General features: G+C 27.3%; 22 protein-coding genes. 8 read left to right on the top strand and 14 right to left on the bottom strand.

Annotated features, from left to right (window positions below; genetic code table 11):
- Positions 1-243: 243 nt before the first annotated feature.
- The 5 genes from KGF38_RS02870 to KGF38_RS02850 form a co-directional block, all read right to left on the bottom strand.
- On the bottom strand, positions 244-1,224 hold the full coding sequence (locus KGF38_RS02870) for a protein kinase domain-containing protein (RefSeq protein WP_223152915.1): 981 nt from the start codon (positions 1,222-1,224) through the stop codon (positions 244-246).
- A 181-nt stretch (positions 1,225-1,405) separates the two neighbouring features.
- Complete coding sequence (locus KGF38_RS02865; protein WP_054270607.1) at positions 1,406-2,665, bottom strand: VanW family protein; 1,260 nt, start codon at positions 2,663-2,665, stop codon at positions 1,406-1,408.
- A gap of 239 nt (positions 2,666-2,904) precedes the next feature.
- Positions 2,905-3,534: an endonuclease/exonuclease/phosphatase family protein gene (locus tag KGF38_RS02860; protein ID WP_074179640.1), complete on the bottom strand. Its 630-nt coding sequence runs from the start codon at positions 3,532-3,534 to the stop codon at positions 2,905-2,907.
- 204 nt (positions 3,535-3,738) lie between these two features.
- Positions 3,739-3,900, bottom strand: a complete 162-nt coding sequence (locus tag KGF38_RS02855) for a hypothetical protein (protein WP_003424559.1) — start codon at positions 3,898-3,900, stop codon at positions 3,739-3,741.
- 340 nt (positions 3,901-4,240) lie between these two features.
- Entirely contained in the window at positions 4,241-5,401 is a 1,161-nt protein-coding gene (locus tag KGF38_RS02850; RefSeq protein ID WP_054270609.1) for a DUF819 domain-containing protein, read from the bottom strand.
- 475 nt (positions 5,402-5,876) lie between these two features.
- Between KGF38_RS02850 and KGF38_RS02845 the strand changes: the two genes are divergently transcribed.
- The 6 genes from KGF38_RS02845 to KGF38_RS02820 all read left to right on the top strand — a co-directional run bounded on the left by KGF38_RS02845 (position 5,877) and on the right by KGF38_RS02820 (position 11,747).
- The gene (locus KGF38_RS02845) at positions 5,877-6,917 is read left to right on the top strand and encodes a M42 family metallopeptidase (protein WP_054270610.1); all 1,041 of its coding nucleotides are present in this window, start codon (positions 5,877-5,879) and stop codon (positions 6,915-6,917) included.
- Between the two features lie 332 nt (positions 6,918-7,249).
- On the top strand, positions 7,250-7,501 hold the full coding sequence (locus KGF38_RS02840) for a TM1266 family iron-only hydrogenase system putative regulator (protein WP_003430584.1): 252 nt from the start codon (positions 7,250-7,252) through the stop codon (positions 7,499-7,501).
- 14 nt (positions 7,502-7,515) lie between these two features.
- The gene (gene hydF / locus KGF38_RS02835; RefSeq protein WP_054270611.1) at positions 7,516-8,724 is read left to right on the top strand and encodes a [FeFe] hydrogenase H-cluster maturation GTPase HydF; all 1,209 of its coding nucleotides are present in this window, start codon (positions 7,516-7,518) and stop codon (positions 8,722-8,724) included.
- A 35-nt stretch (positions 8,725-8,759) separates the two neighbouring features.
- Positions 8,760-9,845: a [FeFe] hydrogenase H-cluster radical SAM maturase HydE gene (gene hydE, locus KGF38_RS02830; RefSeq protein ID WP_054270612.1), complete on the top strand. Its 1,086-nt coding sequence runs from the start codon at positions 8,760-8,762 to the stop codon at positions 9,843-9,845.
- Complete coding sequence (gene hydG, locus KGF38_RS02825) at positions 9,846-11,222, top strand: [FeFe] hydrogenase H-cluster radical SAM maturase HydG (RefSeq protein ID WP_054270613.1); 1,377 nt, start codon at positions 9,846-9,848, stop codon at positions 11,220-11,222.
- Positions 11,223-11,312: 90 nt separating this feature from the next.
- Positions 11,313-11,747, top strand: a complete 435-nt coding sequence (locus KGF38_RS02820; RefSeq protein WP_054270614.1) for a hypothetical protein — start codon at positions 11,313-11,315, stop codon at positions 11,745-11,747.
- Positions 11,748-11,820: 73 nt separating this feature from the next.
- On the opposite strand, the gene KGF38_RS02815 is transcribed toward KGF38_RS02820, so the two are convergent.
- From KGF38_RS02815 to KGF38_RS02785, 7 genes are all read right to left on the bottom strand, one after another.
- The gene (locus tag KGF38_RS02815; RefSeq protein WP_054270615.1) at positions 11,821-13,140 is read right to left on the bottom strand and encodes an aminotransferase class III-fold pyridoxal phosphate-dependent enzyme; all 1,320 of its coding nucleotides are present in this window, start codon (positions 13,138-13,140) and stop codon (positions 11,821-11,823) included.
- A 292-nt stretch (positions 13,141-13,432) separates the two neighbouring features.
- The gene (locus KGF38_RS02810) at positions 13,433-14,221 is read right to left on the bottom strand and encodes a putative ABC transporter permease (protein WP_054270616.1); all 789 of its coding nucleotides are present in this window, start codon (positions 14,219-14,221) and stop codon (positions 13,433-13,435) included.
- Positions 14,222-14,336: 115 nt separating this feature from the next.
- Positions 14,337-15,296 (bottom strand): VanZ family protein, encoded by a 960-nt coding sequence (locus tag KGF38_RS02805; protein WP_054270617.1) that lies wholly within the window; start codon positions 15,294-15,296, stop codon positions 14,337-14,339.
- Positions 15,297-15,451: 155 nt separating this feature from the next.
- Positions 15,452-15,769: a hypothetical protein gene (locus KGF38_RS02800; RefSeq protein ID WP_054270618.1), complete on the bottom strand. Its 318-nt coding sequence runs from the start codon at positions 15,767-15,769 to the stop codon at positions 15,452-15,454.
- A gap of 97 nt (positions 15,770-15,866) precedes the next feature.
- Positions 15,867-16,367, bottom strand: a complete 501-nt coding sequence (locus tag KGF38_RS02795; protein ID WP_054270619.1) for a GNAT family N-acetyltransferase — start codon at positions 16,365-16,367, stop codon at positions 15,867-15,869.
- A 52-nt stretch (positions 16,368-16,419) separates the two neighbouring features.
- Complete coding sequence (locus tag KGF38_RS02790; protein ID WP_054270620.1) at positions 16,420-17,619, bottom strand: alanyl-tRNA editing protein; 1,200 nt, start codon at positions 17,617-17,619, stop codon at positions 16,420-16,422.
- Positions 17,620-17,878: 259 nt separating this feature from the next.
- Positions 17,879-18,244 (bottom strand): hypothetical protein, encoded by a 366-nt coding sequence (locus KGF38_RS02785; RefSeq protein ID WP_054270621.1) that lies wholly within the window; start codon positions 18,242-18,244, stop codon positions 17,879-17,881.
- A gap of 348 nt (positions 18,245-18,592) precedes the next feature.
- Between KGF38_RS02785 and KGF38_RS02780 the strand changes: the two genes are divergently transcribed.
- Both KGF38_RS02780 and KGF38_RS02775 read left to right on the top strand, forming a co-directional pair.
- Positions 18,593-19,561, top strand: coding sequence for an L-lactate dehydrogenase (locus KGF38_RS02780; protein ID WP_054270622.1), 969 nt, complete (start codon positions 18,593-18,595; stop codon positions 19,559-19,561).
- Positions 19,562-19,629: 68 nt separating this feature from the next.
- Entirely contained in the window at positions 19,630-19,785 is a 156-nt protein-coding gene (locus KGF38_RS02775) for a hypothetical protein (RefSeq protein WP_227832149.1), read from the top strand.
- 127 nt (positions 19,786-19,912) lie between these two features.
- Here the strand turns inward: KGF38_RS02775 and KGF38_RS02770 are convergent, their stop codons facing one another.
- A complete protein-coding gene (locus KGF38_RS02770; RefSeq protein WP_054270623.1) occupies positions 19,913-21,043 on the bottom strand; it encodes a helix-turn-helix domain-containing protein in 1,131 nt (376 codons plus the stop codon).
- 154 nt (positions 21,044-21,197) lie between these two features.
- Positions 21,198-22,151, bottom strand: coding sequence for a peptide-methionine (S)-S-oxide reductase MsrA (gene msrA / locus KGF38_RS02765; RefSeq protein WP_054270624.1), 954 nt, complete (start codon positions 22,149-22,151; stop codon positions 21,198-21,200).
- Positions 22,152-22,170 lie beyond the last annotated feature (19 nt).

Here is a 22,170-nt window from a genome sequence, read left to right as displayed (position 1 = left end):
CTCCTTTTTAATATGTTCCTGCCTTTAAAAAGTAGCAAAAAGCTGTGACTTTTAGCCACAGCTTTTTATTCTAAATTACAAAAGCAGGTGGCTATTTGTTAAAATATTCTTAGATGTTTGATACCTCATTATTTTTTTCTAACATAATAACCACTTCCTCTCATAATTTATGACTAAACTAAATTTTCTATCTATATGTATATTGTTCATAGATATTGCTTTTAAATATGTAATATATAGTTTTTATATTATAGAGCTGATAATAATCATTGAAATCATAACTATTGCTAGACCAGCAACAACAAGTTTTTTATGTAATTTTTTTCTCACTTTAATTTTTTCTTCTTTTTTTATCTGTACGACTTTTTCTTGTTTCTCTTCTTTTTTCTCATCTTCAACTTCTATATAAGCTTTTTCATACATTACTTTACTTAAATCAACAATAATATCATTGGCTCTGGTATACTTGTTATTTCTACCAAGAAGCCTCTTTATAACGTTTATAAGTTCTGTATTCCCATTAATTGCTTTTATACTATTCCAATCTAATCCTTTATCAATAGACTGTAATATTTTTTCTTCTGAATTCGATTCTCCAAAAGGTAATTTTTTAAATATTGACTCAAATAAAATAAGCCCTGTCGCAAAAAAATCACTTTCTTTATCGGTATAATTTATACATAGTTGATGTGGGCATAAATACCTTCTATTTCCATAACTTCTTGTATTAACCCCATTATTTGCTTTTGTAATTCCAAAATCACAAACCTTGATATTATATTCTGTATCTACTATTATACTACTTGATTTTAAACTACCATGATATGAATGATTTCTATGTATCATTTCTAAAGCTTTTAAAACTTGTATCATTATATTTACAATTGCTTCTAAATGAAGATAATTCCCTAGAATTAATTCATCTAATCCGATACCATTAAAGTCTTCACTTACAACATAATACAGTGTTGTTTCTTCTGTACAATGAATTCCAACATCTATTATTTTTAGTATATAAGGAGAGTTTATTTCATCTAAAGCAGTACTTTCATCAATTAAATTTGAAACAAAATCCCCACAGATATAATTATTGTGCTTTATAACTTTTATTAGCACATTTTTTCTGTAAAAAACATCTCTAGCTTTATAGATTTTGTTAATTTCTAAAACGTCATCAGAATTTACTACCTCATATCTATTGCCTATAAAATTCAACCATGTCACCTCCTCATACATTTTATATAACTAAATCTATTTACAATTATACCAATATATAGGAATATTTTCTATATATTAATGACTCTAATATCAAAACAAGAGTCAATAATGTTACTTTTATACAAAAAAAACAAGAAAGTCAGAGGCTTCCTTGTTTTTTTGTATAAATATCACTTTAAAAAATGATTTATTTTTTTAGTTCTTTATAGGAACTATTTGATATATGTTCTTTTTTTATTACATTTCCATTTGAATCTTTAAATATTCTATATGTAGAATACTTATTTTGACCAGTCTGTTTTACTTCTATTGATATATTAGGTTTGTCACTAGAGTTACCATATATTACTGATGATACACTTCCTCCACCTGCATAGTTTTTAATATATACAGGATGGTCATATGAATTTTTAAACTTTAAGTTTAATCCTCCATCACTTACAGTAGCATCTCTTCCTTTTGGCACATACGTTGATGCAGACGAATGATTTGTGACTTGAGTTATCTCCATTCCTGAGATAAGAGCAGCGTTATAAATTGTTGAAGATGTCTGGCAAACACCTCCACCTGCTGATTGTTCTAATTTCCCATAAACTATAACTGGTGCATCCTTATAACCATTAGCCTTATTGCTAGGTCCTGTAAGCTTATTATATGAAAACTCTTCACCTGGCATTAATAATACATCACTAGTTTTTCTTGCTGATAGACCTACATTATATGACCTTCCTTCTACAGCCTGAGAATAAGTGGTTGAATATTGACCTATAACAGAATTCACAGTTTTTACTTGCTCAGTTGTTATGTCTGGTTTTTGAAGATTTACTTTAAGTTCTAAAGACTTATGCTCTTTATTCTTTATCATATTATATATAGATTCTTTGTTTGCTGCTAAATCAAACTCTCTTCCTACAACAGAATCTGTATAATTCAATCCTCCACTTCCAACACTAATAGAAGCATTTTTCATTTTGACATTGATACTATCTGCTATAGATGATACTTTTGAACTAAGCTTTGCCTCATCATAACTGGATTCTATTTTTAGAGCTAGCTTATTTATTCTTATATCAATATATTTTTTTAAGTTTTGAAAGTAAGAGCCTTTTTTTGTAGTCTCATATGCATTTTTTACAACTTCTTCTGTATTATATCTTAAGTCAATATCTTTTGGAGATATTGTATATTTTTTCCCATCATAACTAAGATTTAAATCTTCTGGAATATACTTACCTGTTATAGCTTTTAATGCTTCTTCTTTAGTCATATCAGATACATTTATTCCTTCTATATACACATTTTTAGCGATTTTCCCATTATACAGAAATTTGTTATTAAAAAAATAAGTAAATCCTCCTATAGCTACAACTAAAATTGCTAATACTATTATAAGATTTCTCTTTCTTTCTTTTCCTAATCTTGAAACCCTTGTTGCACTTCTGCCCATAACTTCACCTCATTTTAACACTAACTTAATTTTGCCTAATAGAGTTTCCATTTCAAAACTACTTTAGATTATATTTGAATAGCTTTTTTTAAACAAGGAATTTAATCAAATGTAACTTTATTGTAAATTTATGTCTTATAATTAGTTTTATTTTTGATATTTTTTTATTATATTTTTTTATTATTTCTTAATAAAAAAATCAAGGATTTTATAATAATTAGTTTAAATTATATTAAAATTTAAATATAACCTATCACTGGATAATGGTCTGACAAGTAAATTTTTTCTACTTCATATCCATTTAACTCAACATTTTTATTAACAAAAATGTAATCTATCCTAGATTTTGATTTTTCAAATGTAGATAGATGAGACTTAGCTAGTGAAATGGCAATATCATTAAACATGCTTAAAAAGACATTTTCCTCATTAAAGTCACCACACAAAACAACTATCCCCACTAATCTGTTTCTATAGTCTATTATTTCATCTAATTGTTTTGCTCTTTCTTGTCTATCAAGACCCAAGTGAGTATTTATTATATTTACTATTCTTCCATATTCATCTATAGTCATACAAAGTGCTCCTCGTTGTTCTTTTTTGCTAGTTAGGAAAAAATGATTGCTGTTTAATATTTTAAATTTTGTAAACGTGCAAATACCATATATCATACTTACTTTTTTTACGTTTGTAGCAAATACACCATCCATATTTAAAACAGTTTTTAAAGCTAAAAATTGAGGATATAATACTTCTTGCAAACAAATTACATCACACTCCAACTGTTTTAAATATGTTCCCATTTTAGTTAGAGTTAATCTATTATTTGAATCCATACCTTTATGAATATTGTAGGTTACTATTTTCATAATAATATCACCTCTTATGTAATATAATACTTATTAAAGTTTAAACTTATTTATTTTTCACTTAATAACATTACTTAGCTTATAAAATCAATTACTTATTTAATTACTTATAAACTTTATCACAAAAAAACCTAACTTAAGTATTTATATACTATATAAGTTAGGTTTTATAAACTATTATAATATTTATTATTTCATTCATTTCTAATGATGATTCTCCTTTTTTATCTTTTTCAATTTGCCTTCACTAACAACAAATAAAAATCCCATCTTCTTATATATTTCATCCAATTCAATTAAAGTTACTTCACCATTTTTTAAATTTGTTAATGTTATATCTTGTATTCTTCTTGATGGAATTATCATAAGTTATCAACACTCCTTTAAATTCTTTTTAATCTTTATATTTAAATATATTTATGTATTATGGTATATATTCATAAATTATTAAAATAAATTCAAAAAACATCCGTTCTGCAAACATTCGTTCTATATATTTATTATACATCATACAGACGTTCGATTCAATACAAAAATTAAATATATCTCGATTCTAGTAAGTTTTACAATGTTATGCACTAAATATGTCAAAATATCTTTTTTATATAAATTATATTGTCAAACAAAAAATCATCTCAATAAAAGCTTACACTTAAATTGAGATGACTTTTCTTATATAAAAGTATTAGTTTAATATTGTTTTTTATTAAGCTAACATATGTAATATTTGAGTTACCATAAGAGCACAATATGTACCTATGACATTTCCTAAAAGTCCCATAAGCACTCCTACTGGTATTAATACTGGGTTATGAACTCCAGCAATCATAGGTGCTGTGGTTACTCCCCCTATATTAGCTATACTTCCTACCTCACAAGTAAATAAATCTAGTTTAAACAATTTTGCAAGTCCTATAAATGAAATAGCATGTACAAGTACTACTACTAACCCAAACATTATGTAAACAGGTGCTTCTGACAATCCAAAGAAATTTGCTTTACTTCCTGTAGCTGCAAGAAGTAAATACATAAACACATTCCCTACTAATGTACTTCCCTTAAGTTTTGATATTTTAGTCATACCTAATAGTATTGATACTGTAGATGCAACGAGTACTACCCACATAGTTTCATTAAGTATTCCCGAAGTTGGAAGTATCTTAGATACAATTTGTGCAAAAGCTGCTACTCCAAACCCAACAGAAAGTAAAGTCATAAGTTCTACAAATGTGGGTGCTGTATTATCTTTATTTTCTTTCTCAAGTTTTGATGTAACTTCATCTATAAAACTTGTATCACATTTTGTCCATTTATTAAATTTAGGTCCAAATTTTACAGACATTAAACAAACAGACATCCATACTGTATATCCTATAGAACCCATAAGTATTGCATAGCTAAGACCTTCTTCTGCAACTCCTAAAGCATTTGCTGCAGCAATCATATTTGATGAACCACCTATCCATGAACCAGATGCTGCTCCAAGAATTTTCCATGAGTCTGCACCCATTGAACCTTTAAAAATTATAAATGCTATAACAAATCCAAGCATAAATGTAAATGTAGCACAGAAAAATGATAATAACATTTTAGGACCCATTTTTAATATTTTTCTTAAATCACACTGAATTAACAAGAAAACTAACATTAATGGTAAAAAATTTACTGTTATTATATTTTGATATATTCCAACATCATCATTTTGTGCAAATAAACCAAATGATGCTAGTATAGCTGCTCCTAAGTATATTAAAAGCATTGGATTAATTACATCAAATATTTTCCATTTCAATTTATCTACCATAAAAAAAATTACACCTACAAATACAACTAAGAAACTACAATATACAAATCCATTCTCAATCACAATATACACATCCTCTCTTTTCTTAATTAATTTTATTTTTTATGATTACTAATAAAGACCTTTTCTTCAGAAAATAAACAATTAAAATAAATATTTTTATCTATATTATGCTAATTAAATACATATATACTTAACTATTTACATATATTAATAAAGGTTTGCAGATTAATTACTTTAAAAAATGAATAATCTGAATTTAAAATCTTTTCCAACAATTATTTTATTACTAAAATTTTTATTTGTAAAGATAATTAAACTAAATATTTTATTTATTCATTCATTTTGTTTTGTATTTATTTTTATTAATTATGTGATAAAACTATTTTTACTTTAAATCTATACAATATAAATTAAATTTATTTTATATACTTTTTTTTTAAGTATATTTAGAATTTTTTCTTTTATTTTTAGTTTTCGGAACATTCGTATTTATGTTATAATTTGTATGAATATATATTTTTTAGGAGGAAACAATATGAATTTAAATTTAACTAATACTATAAATTTAATGAAAAAATATTTAGATATCCCAAGTCCAGCTGGATATACTGAAAATGCAGTTTTAGAAAGTAAAAAAGACTTTGAAGCATTAGGTCTTAATACTATTCTTACAAAAAAAGGTGCACTTATAGCTACTCTTCCTGGTGAAGATGATTCAAATCAAATAACAATATCTGCACATATGGATACACTTGGAGCTATGGTAAAAGAAATATCATCTGATGGTACTCTTAAATACCATAAAGTTGGTGGTGGTTGTTGGGCAGCTATAGAAGGAGAAAACTGTACTGTTATAACTAGAAAGGGTAAAAAAATCAGAGGAAGTATTGTATTTAAATATGCTTCTACACATATATATGGTCAGACAAAGGCTGCTACTGAGAGAAATGAAGAAACAATGATTATCAGACTTGATGAAAAAGTATTTACAAAACAAGATGTATTAGATTTAGGAATAAGTGTTGGAGATTTTGTGTGTCTAGACCATCGCTTTGAAGCTACAGAATCTGGTTTTATAAAATCTAGATATATAGATAATAAAGCTGCTGTAGCAATGGTTCTTGAAATATGTAGATATTTTAAGGAAAATAATTTAACTCCTAAACATACTACTAACTTTTATATAAGTAATTATGAAGAAATTGGACATGGTGTTTCTAAAGCTTTACCTGAAAAAACAAAAGAATTTGTAGCAATAGATATAGCACCAACTGGTCCAAGTCAAACATCTAGTGAACATGGTGTAACTATAGTTGCAAAAGATAATTTATCATTATATGATTTTAATTTAAGAAACAAACTTGTCGATGTTGCAGAAGACAATAATTTAGATTATGCTGTCGATGTATTTACTTTCTATGGTTCAGACGCTTCAGAGGCCATTCGTTGGGGAGAAGATGTTCAAATAGCATGTGTTGGTCCTGGAACAAACAATAGTCATCACTATGAAAGAACACATATAGAAGCTATCGAAAACACTCTAAAACTACTTATAAACTATATGCTTAAAAAATAGTTAAATACACATTTTACTAAAGTCATTTCTTAACAAATAACCAATTTTAATTTTAATTTTTATACAAAAATTGGTTTTCCTATAGACTTAATTTCAATTTACTACTATTATATAAGTAGCTTCAATTTTCTTTAGTTAATTGTTGTTAAATTAAATTTTTACAAGCTAACCCTACCAGAAAAGAGTTATCTAATCTGTAAGGAAATAGTTTAATATGGCACATTATACTTGTGTAATTAATAACTTTTCTTTTGTAGAAACTTTTCTTTAAAAGAAAAGTTTTTTGATTTTGGATTTGTTTAAGACATATTTTCTGAGTTAGGAGGATATTTATGAAAAAGGTTGCGGTCATAAGTGCTATTTTAGAAGAGCCAAAAGAATGTCAGCTTAAATTTAATGAGGTTGTATCAGGTTTTAAAGGTATTATTAAAGGCAGAATGGGAATTCCTTGTGAAGAAGAAGGAGTATCGATTGTATGTATAGCAGTTGTTGGCGAAATGGATACTATTAATAGTTTGACTGGTAAATTGGGAAACATACCTCATGTATCTGTAAAAACTAGTATATCAAAAAAAGAAATTTAAGGTGGTGAGTACAAATGAGTCTAAATTCTACTCCACAATCAATAAGAGTACATATAGGTCTCTTTGGTAAAAGAAATGCAGGTAAATCTAGCATAATAAATGCTATAACGAATCAAAGTGCTGCGATAGTATCAGATATTGCTGGAACTACTACAGACCCAGTATTTAGACCAATGGAAATCCTTCCTATAGGACCTTGTGTTCTTATAGATACTGCCGGTCTTGATGATGTTGGTGAACTTGGTGAACTTAGAATAAGTAAATCATTAGATGTTTTGGAAAAAACAGATATAGCTTTACTAGTAGTTGATTGCCAAATTGGTATATCAAAAGAAGATTTAACGCTAATTGAAAAGTTTAATGATAAGAATATACCTCATATTTTAGTTCTTAACAAGATTGATACAATTAAGAATCACTCTGAAATTTTAGACTTAACTAAAAATAAAGTTAAATGTCCAGTTGTTTCTGTCTCATCAACAGATAAAATTGGAATTGAAGATTTAAAGAATGAAATAATAAGAGTCTTACCTAAAGACAGCACTGAATTTAAATTGGTATCAGATTTAATTGAACCAAGTGATTTAGTTGTTTTGGTAGTTCCAATAGATAAAGCCGCCCCAAAGGGAAGACTTATACTTCCTCAACAGCAAGTTATAAGGGATATTTTAGATACTGGAGCAATTTCTATAGTTACAAAGGAAGATAGTTTAAAAGAAACTCTATCTAGTCTAGGTAAAAAACCAAAACTTGTTATTACTGACTCTCAAGTATTTCCACAAGTAGATAAAGATACTCCAAAAGATATTCCTCTTACATCTTTTTCTATATTATTTGCTAGACAAAAGGGAGACCTTAAAGAATTAATTAATGGCGCTTATGCTTTAGAAAATTTAAAAGATGGTGATAAAGTCTTGATGGCTGAGGGATGTACTCATCACAGACAGACTGATGATATTGGAACAGTAAAGATTCCTAACATGATTAGAAAGAAAACTGGCAAAAATATTACTTTTGAATTTAGTTCTGGAGTATCCTTCACTGAAGATATAAATAAATATGCACTTGTAGTTCATTGTGGAGCTTGTATGATGAATAGAGCTGGAATGTTATCTAGAATAGAAAAGGCAAAATCTTTCAATGTACCTATAGTAAACTATGGTATTTTAATAGCATATGTAAAAGGTATTTTAGAAAGATCACTTGAACTTTTCAATTATTAAAAATTTAACCATATTTAATAATTACATATTTAGATATGACTAAAAATAAGATTAAATACTTTATAGATAAACTTTACAGCATAAATTCATTAAGCTTTGATGAACTACTATATTTAATAGAAAATATTGACAATGAAGAATATAACTTTGAACAAAATTTAAGAAACTATCTTTATAAGCAAGCTAGCGACATGAGAAATAAGCATTATGGAAACAGAATCTATTTGAGAGGACTTATAGAACTTACAAACTATTGTAAAAATAATTGCTACTACTGTGGAATACAATCTTCTAATAAAAATATCATAAGATACAGACTTTCACTTGATGAAATACTTGAATGTTGTGATATAGGATATAAAATAGGATACAGGACTTTTGTTTTGCAGGGTGGTGAAGATACATATTTTAATGATGATAAAATATGTGAAATTGTTTCAACTATAAAAAATAAATATGAGGATTGTGCCATAACACTATCACTGGGAGAAAAGAGTTATGACTCATATAAAAAATACTTTTTAAGTGGTGCAGACAGGTATCTTTTAAGACATGAAACTGCTACAGACAGTCATTATAAAAAATTACATCCACCAAACATTGAACTTAAAACTAGAAAGGAATGCCTAAAAAACCTTAAAGAAATTGGTTATCAAGTAGGTGCTGGATTTATGGTTGAGTCACCATTTCAAACCAATGAGGACCTTGTTCGTGATTTATTGTATCTAAAAGAATTAAATCCTCATATGGTTGGAATAGGACCTTTTATTCCACATCATGATACAATATTTAAAGATTATAAACATGGAGATTTAGAAAAGACACTACTTATGCTTTCAATTACAAGACTTCTACTTCCAAAAGTTTTATTACCTGCTACAACGGCCCTTGCATCTATAAACCCTAGTGGAAGAAATGCAGGTCTTTTAGCTGGCTGTAATGTAATTATGCCAAACCTTTCTCCTCAAGAATTTAGAAAACAATATTCTCTTTACGATAACAAAGCCTTTACTGGTCAAGAAGCTTGTGAGTATCACCAAAGTTTAGAAGAAAACATCAAGTCATTAGGACTTAAAGTCGACTATTCTCGTGGTGATAATATTGAATGGAGGCGTTTGTAAATGTTCATAAAACATGAACTAATTAATTCTTTATTAGAGGATGCAAAAAATTCAACTTATGATGATATTGAAAAGGTACTTGATAAGGCTGATAGAAGGGAAAAACTTACTTATAAAGATATAGCTACTCTTCTTGAAGTGGAAGATAAAAAACAACTAGATAGATTATTTAGTATAGCTGGGCAAATAAAAAACGAAATATATGGTAATAGAGTGGTTTTATTTGCCCCTCTCTATGTATCAAACTACTGTGTAAATGAATGTGTTTACTGTGGTTTCAGTACATGCAACAAATTTAAAAGAAAAAAACTTACTATGGATGAAGTAAAAGAAGAGGTTAAAATACTAGAAAAAATGGGTCATAAAAGACTTGCTCTAGAAGCTGGTGAAGACCCTAAAAACTGTGATATAAATTATATTTTAGATTGCTTAGATGCAATTTACTCAACATATAACGAAAATGGAAATATAAGAAGGGTAAACGTTAACATAGCTGCTACAAGTGTAGATGAATACAAGTTACTAAAGGAAAAAGGAATAGGAACTTATATATTATTCCAAGAAACTTATCATAAACCAACATTTATAAAGATGCATGGTCAATCTATAAAAAATGACTACTATTACCATTTAACAGCTTTTGATAGAGCTATGGAAGCTGGTGTTGATGATGTTGGTGCTGGAGTCTTATTTGGCTTATCTGACCCAAAATTTGAAGTTCTAGGACTTATGATGCATAATGAACACTTAGAGGAAAATTTCGGAGTAGGATTCCACACTATATCTTTCCCTAGATTAAAAAAAGCTGAAGGAATGAGTTTAGAAGATTTTCCTCACTTAGTTTCTGATGATATGTTCAAAAAAATAGTAGCTATAACTAGATTAGCCGTTCCTTTTACTGGAATTATAATGTCCACTAGAGAAACTGCTGATATGAGAAATGAATTGCTAAAGTATGGTGTATCACAAGTCAGTGCAGGTTCTCTGACAGGTGTTGGAGGATATAAAGCATATGAAGATGGTGACAATACAGAACAATTTGAAGTTGGAGACCATAGAAGCCCTGTAGAGGTGCTTAAAGAACTAATAACTGATGGATATATCCCTAGTTATTGTACAGCTTGTTATCGCAAAGGTAGAACTGGAGATAGATTTATGAGTTTAGCTAAAAGTCGCCAAATCCACAATGTCTGTACACCAAATGCTCTTACTACATTAAATGAATTTCTAATTGATTATGGTGATGAGGAACTTAAAGCTATGGGCAAAAAACTTATCACAGAAGAAATAGCTAAGATAGAAAGAGAAGATATAAGAAACATAGTATCTAATAATATGACTGCCTTAGAACGTGGAGAAAGAGACTTATACTTATAAAATTTTATTACTTATATATTATTTATTGTATATTCTATGGGTTAGTAGTAATATTATCTAAAGGGAAAGTTTAAGGGAGGGAGATTAACATTGAAAGATAACAACAATACCAACAAAACTATTCAATTTGGAGAAAAAAAAGCTAGCCTAGAAAGCAATATTCAAAAAAATAAAAATATCAAACTTGATAATACACACAAAGTCATTCCTTACCCTAAAAATAAAAAAAAGGATGATAAAAAGAAAAATAACAAGAAAAAGAATATAAATACCAATAAATCTAAAGTCAATAAAAATAATTATGGTCATTCTTTTTTTAACAACAAATACAAATATAAAAGAAAACCTTATGTTATTGCCCTATACACAGTAATTTTTATTCTTTTAGCAATATTAATTATAACTAAATTAACAGATAATACAAGTAAAGGTAACTACTCTCATAATACTGTTTCTGATGCTCACAAGAATGACATCCAAAACATGACCCTTAATGAATCAACTAATCTTCTTACTTGTGGGTAATTTAAAAGAGTTATCTCATTTCAGAAATTACTTTCTAAAACTGAGATAACTCTTATTTTTATTTATATGTATTTTACCAACCTTGAGTTACTTCATATACTTCATCACCAATTCTACCATTTAAATAATCATCTATTGCAGAATCTATGATACTCATTGCTTTATCTACTTGTTCCTTAGTTATTACTAGAGGAGGTTGTACTCTTAAAGTAGATTGACCTAAGAATATCATTATTAAACCAGTTTGTATACATCTATAACATATCTTAGCTGTAGCATCTGGATTTTTTTCATTAGAGCCATTTCCTTTAACTATATCAACTCCTATAGATAATCCTAAAGCTCTTATTTCTCCAATTATATCGTATTTTTCTCTTAACTTCTCAAATCCTGCTTTAATATAATCTCCCATTTCTATACTCTTTTGAAGTAAGTTTTCTCTTTCAATTATTTCTATAGATTTTAAAGCAGCTACACATACTGTTGTATTTCCAGCTAAAGTAAATAGATGTGCTGGAGCATCAAGGCTTTGCATTATCTCAGTTCTTCCAACAACTGCTCCTAAAGGTAATCCACCTCCAACAGATTTTCCAAGAACTATAAGGTCTGCTTCAACTCCGAAATTTTCTATACCAAACCACTTACCTGTTCTTCCCATACCTTGTTGTATTTCATCACTTATAAGTAGTATTCCATTTTCTTTACATATTTTACTTAAACCTTGTACCCACTCTACTGGAGGTACTATTATTCCTGCATCTCCTGCAATTGGTTCTATAAATATTGCAGCTACTTCTTCTGCTGGTAAATAGTGCGCAAAAGCATATTCTATCTCATCTAAACATTCTTTAGCTGTTCTATTTTTATCAGGGTAATGGAAGTGATAAACTTCTGGTAACAATGGACCCATTTTTCTTCTCATATTTGTACTTAATGCAGATATAGATATAGCTCCATAAGTACTTCCATGATAAGATTCATACATAGATATTATTTTTGTTCTTCCAGTATACCCTCTTGCTAGTTTTATAGCAGCATCTATACAAGCAGAACCTGTTGCACTGTATAATACTTTTTTATCATTATCTCCAGGGGCTATTTCCACAAGCTTCTCAGCTAATTTTACAGGAGGATCACTATGGAAATACGCAAGTGTATATTGTGTAATATCATCCATTTGTTCTTTAACTGCTTGTGAGATTTCCTTATTTCCATGACCTACATTCGCAGAGCCTGCACTTGCTAAAAAATCAACATACTCATTACCTTCATAATCATATAACATTGCACCATCACCTGATTTAAATGCTACTGGATAGTAAGGTATTTTTTGTGTTTTAGCAACATATTTTTTTTCTTCTGTACTTATCATTTGACTAGTTATCTCGCTCATTGGCAAATCATCCCCTCTTTAAATAGATTTATGTTTTAAAATTATTGCGATTTATAAAGATATTCCTATATAAAATTCTTTATATACTTAATGTTATTATCTTTGACACAAATTGTCAATATATGTTTTTACAATTTTCAAAATATTTGTTATTCAGGAACAATATATTTTATTCTTATCAAATAAACATTATTCCACAAAAAATAAAGGACTCTATTCTATTTTTATAGAGTCCTTTGAAAATTAACTTATAAATACCATTATTCTGTTTATTTTCTATTAAATTATATAATTATTTTTTATTTTCTCTAATAATACCTTTGAAATACTCTAATTGCTCTTGTTGTTTTTTATGTTTTATATATGGAAAAGCTTTGATAACTCTTTTTTGTAGGATAATATTGGACTCTATACGGTCTAATTTACTGTTTATTTTGTTTATTTTTTCTCTAGTTTCCAATTCATCTTTATTTACTGTTTTAAATAAAGCTTGTATCTCGCCTCTATCAAATTTATCAAGTTTCACATTTATATCACTAAGGTCTGCAATTATCTCATCTAACAAGCTTAACTTTATATCCAATTTTTTGAGTGTTATAATAGTAACAATCAAATCAATTATAGTCCAAAGTGTTGTAATTATAGCAATTGATATTAATATTCTATATGGAATTGTTCCTACAAAATACTTTATAAATGGATGTATCAACTTTACTATTATAACAGACATTACACCAAAGTATATTGCATTTTTTAAACATACTCTACCCTTTATATTGAATTTTCTGTCAGAATAATCCCACCATTTTGCATGAAATAAGGTCTCTAAAATAAATCCTGTAAAATACTCTAATATTGTTGTTAAAATCATGCCTAATAGAAATATTATGACTATATTATCAAACCTTTCCAATAATGATATTATAATCACTGCTCCAAAACCATAAACAGGACATATTGGACCATTTAAAAAGCCTCTATTAATTATTCTTTTGCTCGCTATAGAACAACCTATACTTTCTACTGTCCATCCTAAGAAAGAATATATAAAAAAGTACAAAACATACCTTATTATTTCCATAATTTATCTCTACTCCTTCACTAAGTTGTCTTATTTTATGCATAATGTAAAAATAGTTATAGAAATAGTTTTTTCGTTTTTTATGTTTGTTATTCTTTTATATTAAATTAATGTCCTATTCATTTAATCCAATTAACAATTTGCTAGCTACAATCCCATGTTTATCTTTTGATTGGTTTTCTTTATCAATCCAAACATAAAATGTATCGTATTTCCTTAATAATGGTAAATTTTTAACATCAAATTCTTGATATTTAACTACATCACTTTTTGATTCTTCAGTAATCACATAAGATACTAATCTTGTATTTTCACTTAAATAAATTCTTATATTTCCATCACTATCAATTATATTTTCTGGTCTCTTTACTTTATTATTAGAACCAGCTTTAATGGTTATTGTGCCTTTTTCAAATCTCTCAAATGTACCAATTATGTCTACCTCATCTTTATTTATATCCTTGATTATTTCCTTATTTTCATCAATTAATATTTTTGATATTTCTTTATTTGATTTAAATTTAAAGTTTAACAAGTCTTGATAATTTATAGAAATAATTCCTAGCCCTATAACTCCTAAAACCAAGCTAGTTCCTATTATAGCCTTGAACTTTATTATATTATTAGGAAATAATTTAGTCATATTTATGTAAATAGCAATACCAATTATACCACCCAATGAATTTAAAATAATATCATCTATATCACTACTTCCAAGAGCAAGAATATATTGTATTGTTTCAAATCCTAAACTAATAAATATAATTGCTGTAATCATAGTTTTTTTATTTAATTCTTTAAATACTATAGGAAAGAAAATCCCCATTGGAATAAATATGCCTATATTTCCTATAATATTTACAGTAGCTCTCATAAAACTAATATTATTATCTATGATAAATTGCCATATTGTATAAAATGGTATTAAATTTACAGACCTGAACATTCCTTTAAAAATAGCATAAATTGGTACATCTTTAAATAAAATTATTCTTATAGTCAATAAAACATATACAAAAAATATTATGTACACAATTGATAGTAAAAATTTTTCTAATTTTTTATTTTCTTCCACTAATAATCACCTTCTCTCTTAATATTTCAATGGTAGCAATAAACATTTAAGACGATTTTAAAATTTTCTTAAAATTTCCTTAAATATTTATTAAAAACAAAAAAAAGCCTACACTAAAAAGTGTAGACCTTAACAAATCCTTAAACAAATATATTCTAATGAATAACGAACAATATAATTGTTGAAAAAACAATAACTAATGTTAAAAGAAGCCTAGCATATAAAAAGTTTTTCTCTTTTAACATAACTCCTACTATTCCAAATATAAAAAATATAGATGCAATAAACTTGCCAAGAATATTGCTATTTGGATAATAACTAAAAAGCATAAAACAAAGCACAAATGTAAGTACCCCTATTGCATTAAATACAAATTTATTAGATGCTATTTTTCCTTTGTTAAAAAAGAAGCAAAATATTGATACTAAATCTAAAAATAAAAATACATAAAACATTCCTTTGAAAACGTCCATTTTTATACCCCCTAAAAATTCTAATTATAATATCCAGTTTATTTCACATAGTTATCAATATACTCAATAATCTCTATAATATCATAGGTTTATATTACTAGTGTATTACTTCATATTCATACATATTATAATCACACTCATACATATTTAAAGACTCATATGTTGCTTTTGCATTTATGTTTTCTTTTTCTACATATAATCTCATTCCAACAATAGTTTCATCTCTATCACACATATTTTTTATATAATTAAATAAATAATTAAAAATACCTTTTCTTCTATATTCTTTCTCTACATATACACTCTGAATCCAAAGAAAGTTCCCATTTCTCCAATCACTCCACTCATACGTATACATAATCTGTGCAACAACTTTATCAAATACTGTATAGACATGATATTTACCTTTTCTTTCATCCAATAATAATGCTTTTACACCTTTAGTCAGAACATCCATATCAAGCTCTTTTCCTTCAGTTTCCTTAGCTAAATTATAATTAAATTTTGCTATTACATCCAAATCATCTATACGAGCTTCCCTTATCTCTATTAATTCTTCATTTTCATATAACTCTATATAATCCTTTTGTTGTTCCATGTTTATTCCCCCATATCTATTTTATTACATTGATGTTTTTGCTTAAATATATTTATAGAGTTTTTTCTAGCTTCATAAATGCATAATCAAGTGTAGCTTCTAAATTACCATTATTTTTTCCTCCACCTTGAGCTAGTACTTGGCTTCCTCCACCTTTACCATCTATAAGACTTATTGCATCTTTTAATAAATTTCCCATATTAATATTTTTCAAGTTTTTAGAACATGCAAAAATTAGATTTATTTTATCTTCAAATTTAACAGCAAATAATGCAATATTATTTTCATCTTCTGTAATTTTGTTTGCTATTTTGTTTACATATTTTAAATCTTCATTATCATAGGCCTTTTTAATAACTGAAATAGTATTAATTTTATTTGCATTTTCAATCATTTCTTTAACTTGATAATTAGCTACTACTTCTTCAATCTTTCTTTTTTTACTTAGAGCTTCTTCCACCTTATTATTTAAATTTACAATACCATTTATAGCATCCTCTTCACTGCAACTCAAATATCTACATATTTTAGTCAGATATATATCCCTCTTTAATACTTCATCCACTGCCCTTTTACCTGCTAGAAACTCTATTCTTGTACTTGACTTATGTTTTTCCCATTTCTTTATTTTTATCATTCTCAATTCACCAGTTGATTTTGGATGCACTCCACAACACGCATTTGTATCTAAATCACCTATTTTTATTACTCTTATCTCTTCATTAGTATTTGGCAAGTCACGTCTTAACCAAATCTTTTTTAGTTCTTTTTTTGTTGGAAGTAAGGTTTCTACTTGTATATTTTGACGAATAATTTCATTAGCAAGCAACTCTATCTCTCTAATTTTATCCTCTTCTAAATTACCTTCTATATCTACTGTACTATACTCATTTCCTAGATGAAAACCTGTCGTATTTGCATTAAAAGTTTTAAAAAAACATCCAGATAATACATGTTGTCCAAAATGTTGATGCATTCCATCCTCTCTTCTCTCCCAATCAATACTACACTTTACCTTATGTATCTTTATAGGTTTTTTATCTAATACATGGTATATATTTTTTCCATCTTCATACACACTTATTACATCATAATTCTCTATTTTTCCTAGGTCTCCAAACTGACCTCCTCCACCAGGAAAAAACGCTGTCTTATCTAATAAAACATGATACTTATTTTCTATTTCTTTTATTTCAATTATTTCTGCTGTAAAATCTCTTACATATTGGTTTGTATAATATAACTTTTCCATTATAATTCTATCTCCATTTTCTTAATTCTAGACTACTTTACTTTTTAAATACAAATTTCAACCTAAGCTTAATTTAATTGTATTAAAATAGAACTCATCCTATTATTTACTAACATCATCTACTATATTTTAACATATAGATATTAGTGTTAACAAATTTATAATTGTATATTATTCTAATATCTTATAACATGTATGCTTACTTATTTTCTTATATAATGAAAAGTATATTAAAACATGTTAAATTGCAAAATAAGCTTTAATCTCTTTTACTAATTTCATCCATTATTAATGATTTTGAAATATACATTGCTTCTATAATATTCTTAAAACGTGTGTGATGAGAAGTCCCCTCTGAAAATTTCATCTGTCCTTTTTCACATTTGCTAATAATCGAAGTTACAGGTGGTAAAGCTTCTATTAACTCTTCTTTTGTATATTTATCCATAATATCCTCAGATTCTATCAATGCCTTAGAAATATACAAGGCTTTTATCCTATTTCTAAGAAGGGAATGCTGAGAAGTCCCCTCTGAAAATTTTGGTTGTATTTTTTCACAATTAATAATACTTGAAGAAACTACTCTCAGTGCTTCCATCAATTCTTCCTTTGTGTAATAATTCATAACACATTTACTCCTTTATTTTTTAATTTGAGAAAACAGTATACCTCAATTTAATATCATTATCAACCGACATCATTATTATTTATGCACATATTCTACTCTTAAATGTTTTAAATATCCGTGACATTACATATTTTAATAATTATTAATAATTTCAAATATACATATAATACTTTAACATTCATTAATATAGAGTATATTAACATTGATTTTTTAAAAATTTTAGTATAAAATCATATTAAATAAATTTTCTGAAATAATAGAATATTAAAATATACAAAAACAGCTTTTAATAACATCTATAATTTTCTTATAAATGTGTCGTTGTTTTAGGAGGAGTGATATAAAATGGCAATAAAACCAAGAAAAATATCTATTGTGGGTTCAGGGCATGTTGGGTCTCATTGTGGATTTAGTTTGATAACTCAAGGGGTTTGTGATGAACTCTTTATGATTGATATAGATGAGGCTAAGGCAAAAGCTCAAGCTTTAGACTTAGCTGATGCAGTTTCTTATTTACCACATAAAGTATCTATAGACAAGGGAACTTTTGATGATTGCCAAGATTCTGATATAGTAGTAATAAGCGTTGCTGACTCTTCAGAAGGACCTTTACGTAGACAAAACACAACTAGATTAGACCTACTAAGACCAACCATTGGAATGATAAAGTCTATAGTAGAACCTATAATTAATTCTGGTTTTGATGGTATATTTATAGTTATATCTAATCCTGTTGATGTAGTCACAAATTATATTTGGGAAAAATCTGGTTTTCCTAAAAATAAAGTTATTGGAACTGGCACAGCTTTAGATTCAACAAGACTTAGAAGACTTCTATCTGAAGAAACTGGAATAGCTCAACAGTCAATACAAGCTTATTCTATGGGTGAACATGGAGACTCTCAAATGGTTCCTTGGTCTCATGTTTCAATTGGTGGTAAGCCTTTATTAGACATGATAAAGGATAATCCAACTACTTATGGAGAACTAGATTTGCCATCAATAGTTGAAAAAAATAAGAAAACAGGTATAAGCATAATAAATGGTAAAGATTGTACAGAATTTGGAATAGGAACTGCTTTAGTAGAAATTGTAAAAGCTATATTACATAATGAGAAAAAAATTCTACCTGTCTCTACACTGTTAGAAGGTCAATACAATGAGACAAATGTATTTGCAGGTGTTCCTTGTGTTATAGGAAAAGATGGCATAGAAGAAATTATTGAAATCAATCTGACTGAAGATGAGCAAAATGAATTTAGTAAATCTTGCTCTGTTTTAAGAGAACATATTGCACTTTCAAAAACACTTTAGATTCAAAATTATTTTAAGAGAGTCTTATCTAACTCATTTAAATAACTCTATGATTATTGTAGAGTATCATGATATGTATACATAAAACAAAATGTGATGAGATGCTAAGTTTTACAATAAAACCTAGAAAAATATCAATAATCGGAATTGGTCATGTTGGTTTACATTTTGGATTTAACTTGGTAGCTCAAGGTGTTTGTTATGAGCTACTAATGGTCGACTAAGATACTTTTTTTAAATTTTAAAACTTTATATTAAAAGCAGGTAAATTACTCATAACAAAAATCTTTTAACTAAGTTAATGTTAAAATCATCTATACCTGCTTTTAATTTCAATACTAAAATATCAACCTACTTATTTCCATCAAATTTTATAACTTTGCTTTTTTTATTTATATTTTGAGATAATAATCCCTTTTTTAGTCCCATTAACAATTCTAAATCTTCTGGATAAAGATTTATTCCAAATTCTTCTAAACTAGATACTATACTATTTGTACTCATTATTTTATTTTCTATCAATAATTCGACTGCTCTTTTTAAATACATTGGACTTGAACCTTTCATTTTATCTAGAGGTTCTTCTCTTAACCACCCTTTTTTCTCCATCTCATTCATAAGATAATTATATTTTTTATAATTTATCTTACCTAGATTATATGCTCTAAAAAGCATAGCAGACATAGGTACAATCCACTTCTTCTTTAACTCTACATAATAATCTATGTCTTCTGGATGAATCAAGTCTTCTAAAAAACTCTCTTTTGGTAATAAAAATGCACATGCATACTCATCTGCTGAAAATTGCTTATTTGGTATTCTCAATTCACTTGACACTATATAACCAAGTTCATATGCTAAATCATAGTTTCTAATTGATGCTGATTTTTTATCATTGCCCAGAGATATTAAATATTTAACTTCTTTTCCAATTCTCTGTTTTTGGGTAAAGATTGTTGCCCCTTTTTTATCTACATTCATACCAGATATTATAATTCCATTAGATTCTAGTAAGTGTACCATATTTACTATTGGGCTGTTATTTAAATCCCAAAATTCTCTTGTTTTATATGCAAGACTTTCTATATCATTTATGTTAGTATCTGACATTATTCTTTTACTTGGTAAATTTTCTTTTGGAAACTTAATATAACTCTCCATAAATGAGTATATTTTATGAATAATTATCATTTTTTCTCTATAAGAAATTTCTTCTACTCTAGGTAGTTTAGATTGAGGATTAAAATGACTATCCTCAACAATAACATTCATATTTTCATGTTTATAAAAATACTCTTTTGGAAAATTTAATATATTTGATAATTTTAATGTATTTTCCATGTTAGGAATATATTTATTTTCTTCAAAAGCCTTCAAATCTTTCTTATTTATTTTCGTTTCCTTAGCTAACTGTTCTATAGTCTTTGCTCTAAAAACTCTAGCTGATTTTAATCTCTTTCCATTAAAGTCTTTTAAATTCATTTGTTTTCTCTCTTTCAAAATTAAATTCTTAATCTATCAATATAAATTATAAGATTACAATTAATAATTTATCATATTATTGACAAAAAAACAAAAGATGAAAATATATCTTTTATTTTCACCTTTTATCTAAGTCTATAATAGCTAATTTTAATTATTTAAAAAGTTTTAGATATTCTCCATATCCTAAACCTTCCATCTCTTCTTTAGGTATAAATTTAAGAGAGGCAGAATTTATGCAGTATCTTAAGCCTCCAAGTTCTTTTGGCCCATCATCAAATACATGACCTAAATGAGAGTTTCCTTTAGCACTTCTTACTTCAACTCTATACATACCTTGTGAAAAATCGCTTCTCTCAACTATAGATTTATCTATTACTGGCTTTGAAAAACTTGGCCATCCACATCCTGAATCAAATTTATCTTTTGATGAAAATAAAACTTCTCCACTCACAACATCAACATAAACCCCTTCTTTATCATTATCATAGTATTCATTTTCAAAAGGTACTTCTGTCATATCATTTTGAGTAACTTCAAATTGTATAGGAGTTAAAGTCTTTTTTAACTCTTCTCTATTTATATTATTTCCATCCCAGTGACTTTTTACAAAGTTATACCTACCTGAACCTTTATAATACATATTATAGTTTAATGGTCTTTTTTTATAATAATCTTGATGATTTTCTTCTGCATCATAAAATTTAGTTGCTGGAATTATAGCTGTTACTATTTCGCTATCAAATATTTTACTATTTTCTAAATCTTCTTTTGACTTTAAAGCTATATTTTTTTGTTCTTCATCATGATAAAATATAGCAGTCTTATATTGAGTCCCTCTATCACCAAATTGTCCACCATCATCTGTAGGATTAATCTGTTTCCAAAATATATTTAGTAACTCATCATAGCTTATTATATCATCATCATAAGTTATTTGAATAGCTTCTACATGACCAGTTGTTCCTGAACATACTTCTTGATATGTGGGATTTTCAACATGACCACCTATATATCCAGAAACTACCTTTATAACCCCATCATATTTATCAAAAGGCTTCACCATACACCAAAAACATCCACCTGCAAAAGTAGCAAGTTTTATCATTTTCATCACTCCTTAAAAA

It is taken from the genome of Clostridioides sp. ZZV14-6387, from assembly GCF_020657835.1.
In the GTDB taxonomy this organism is placed as follows: domain Bacteria; phylum Bacillota; class Clostridia; order Peptostreptococcales; family Peptostreptococcaceae; genus Clostridioides; species Clostridioides difficile_A.
The sequence above is the reverse complement of the archived record's forward strand: the minus strand, read 5'-3'. Positions and strand labels throughout refer to the sequence as shown.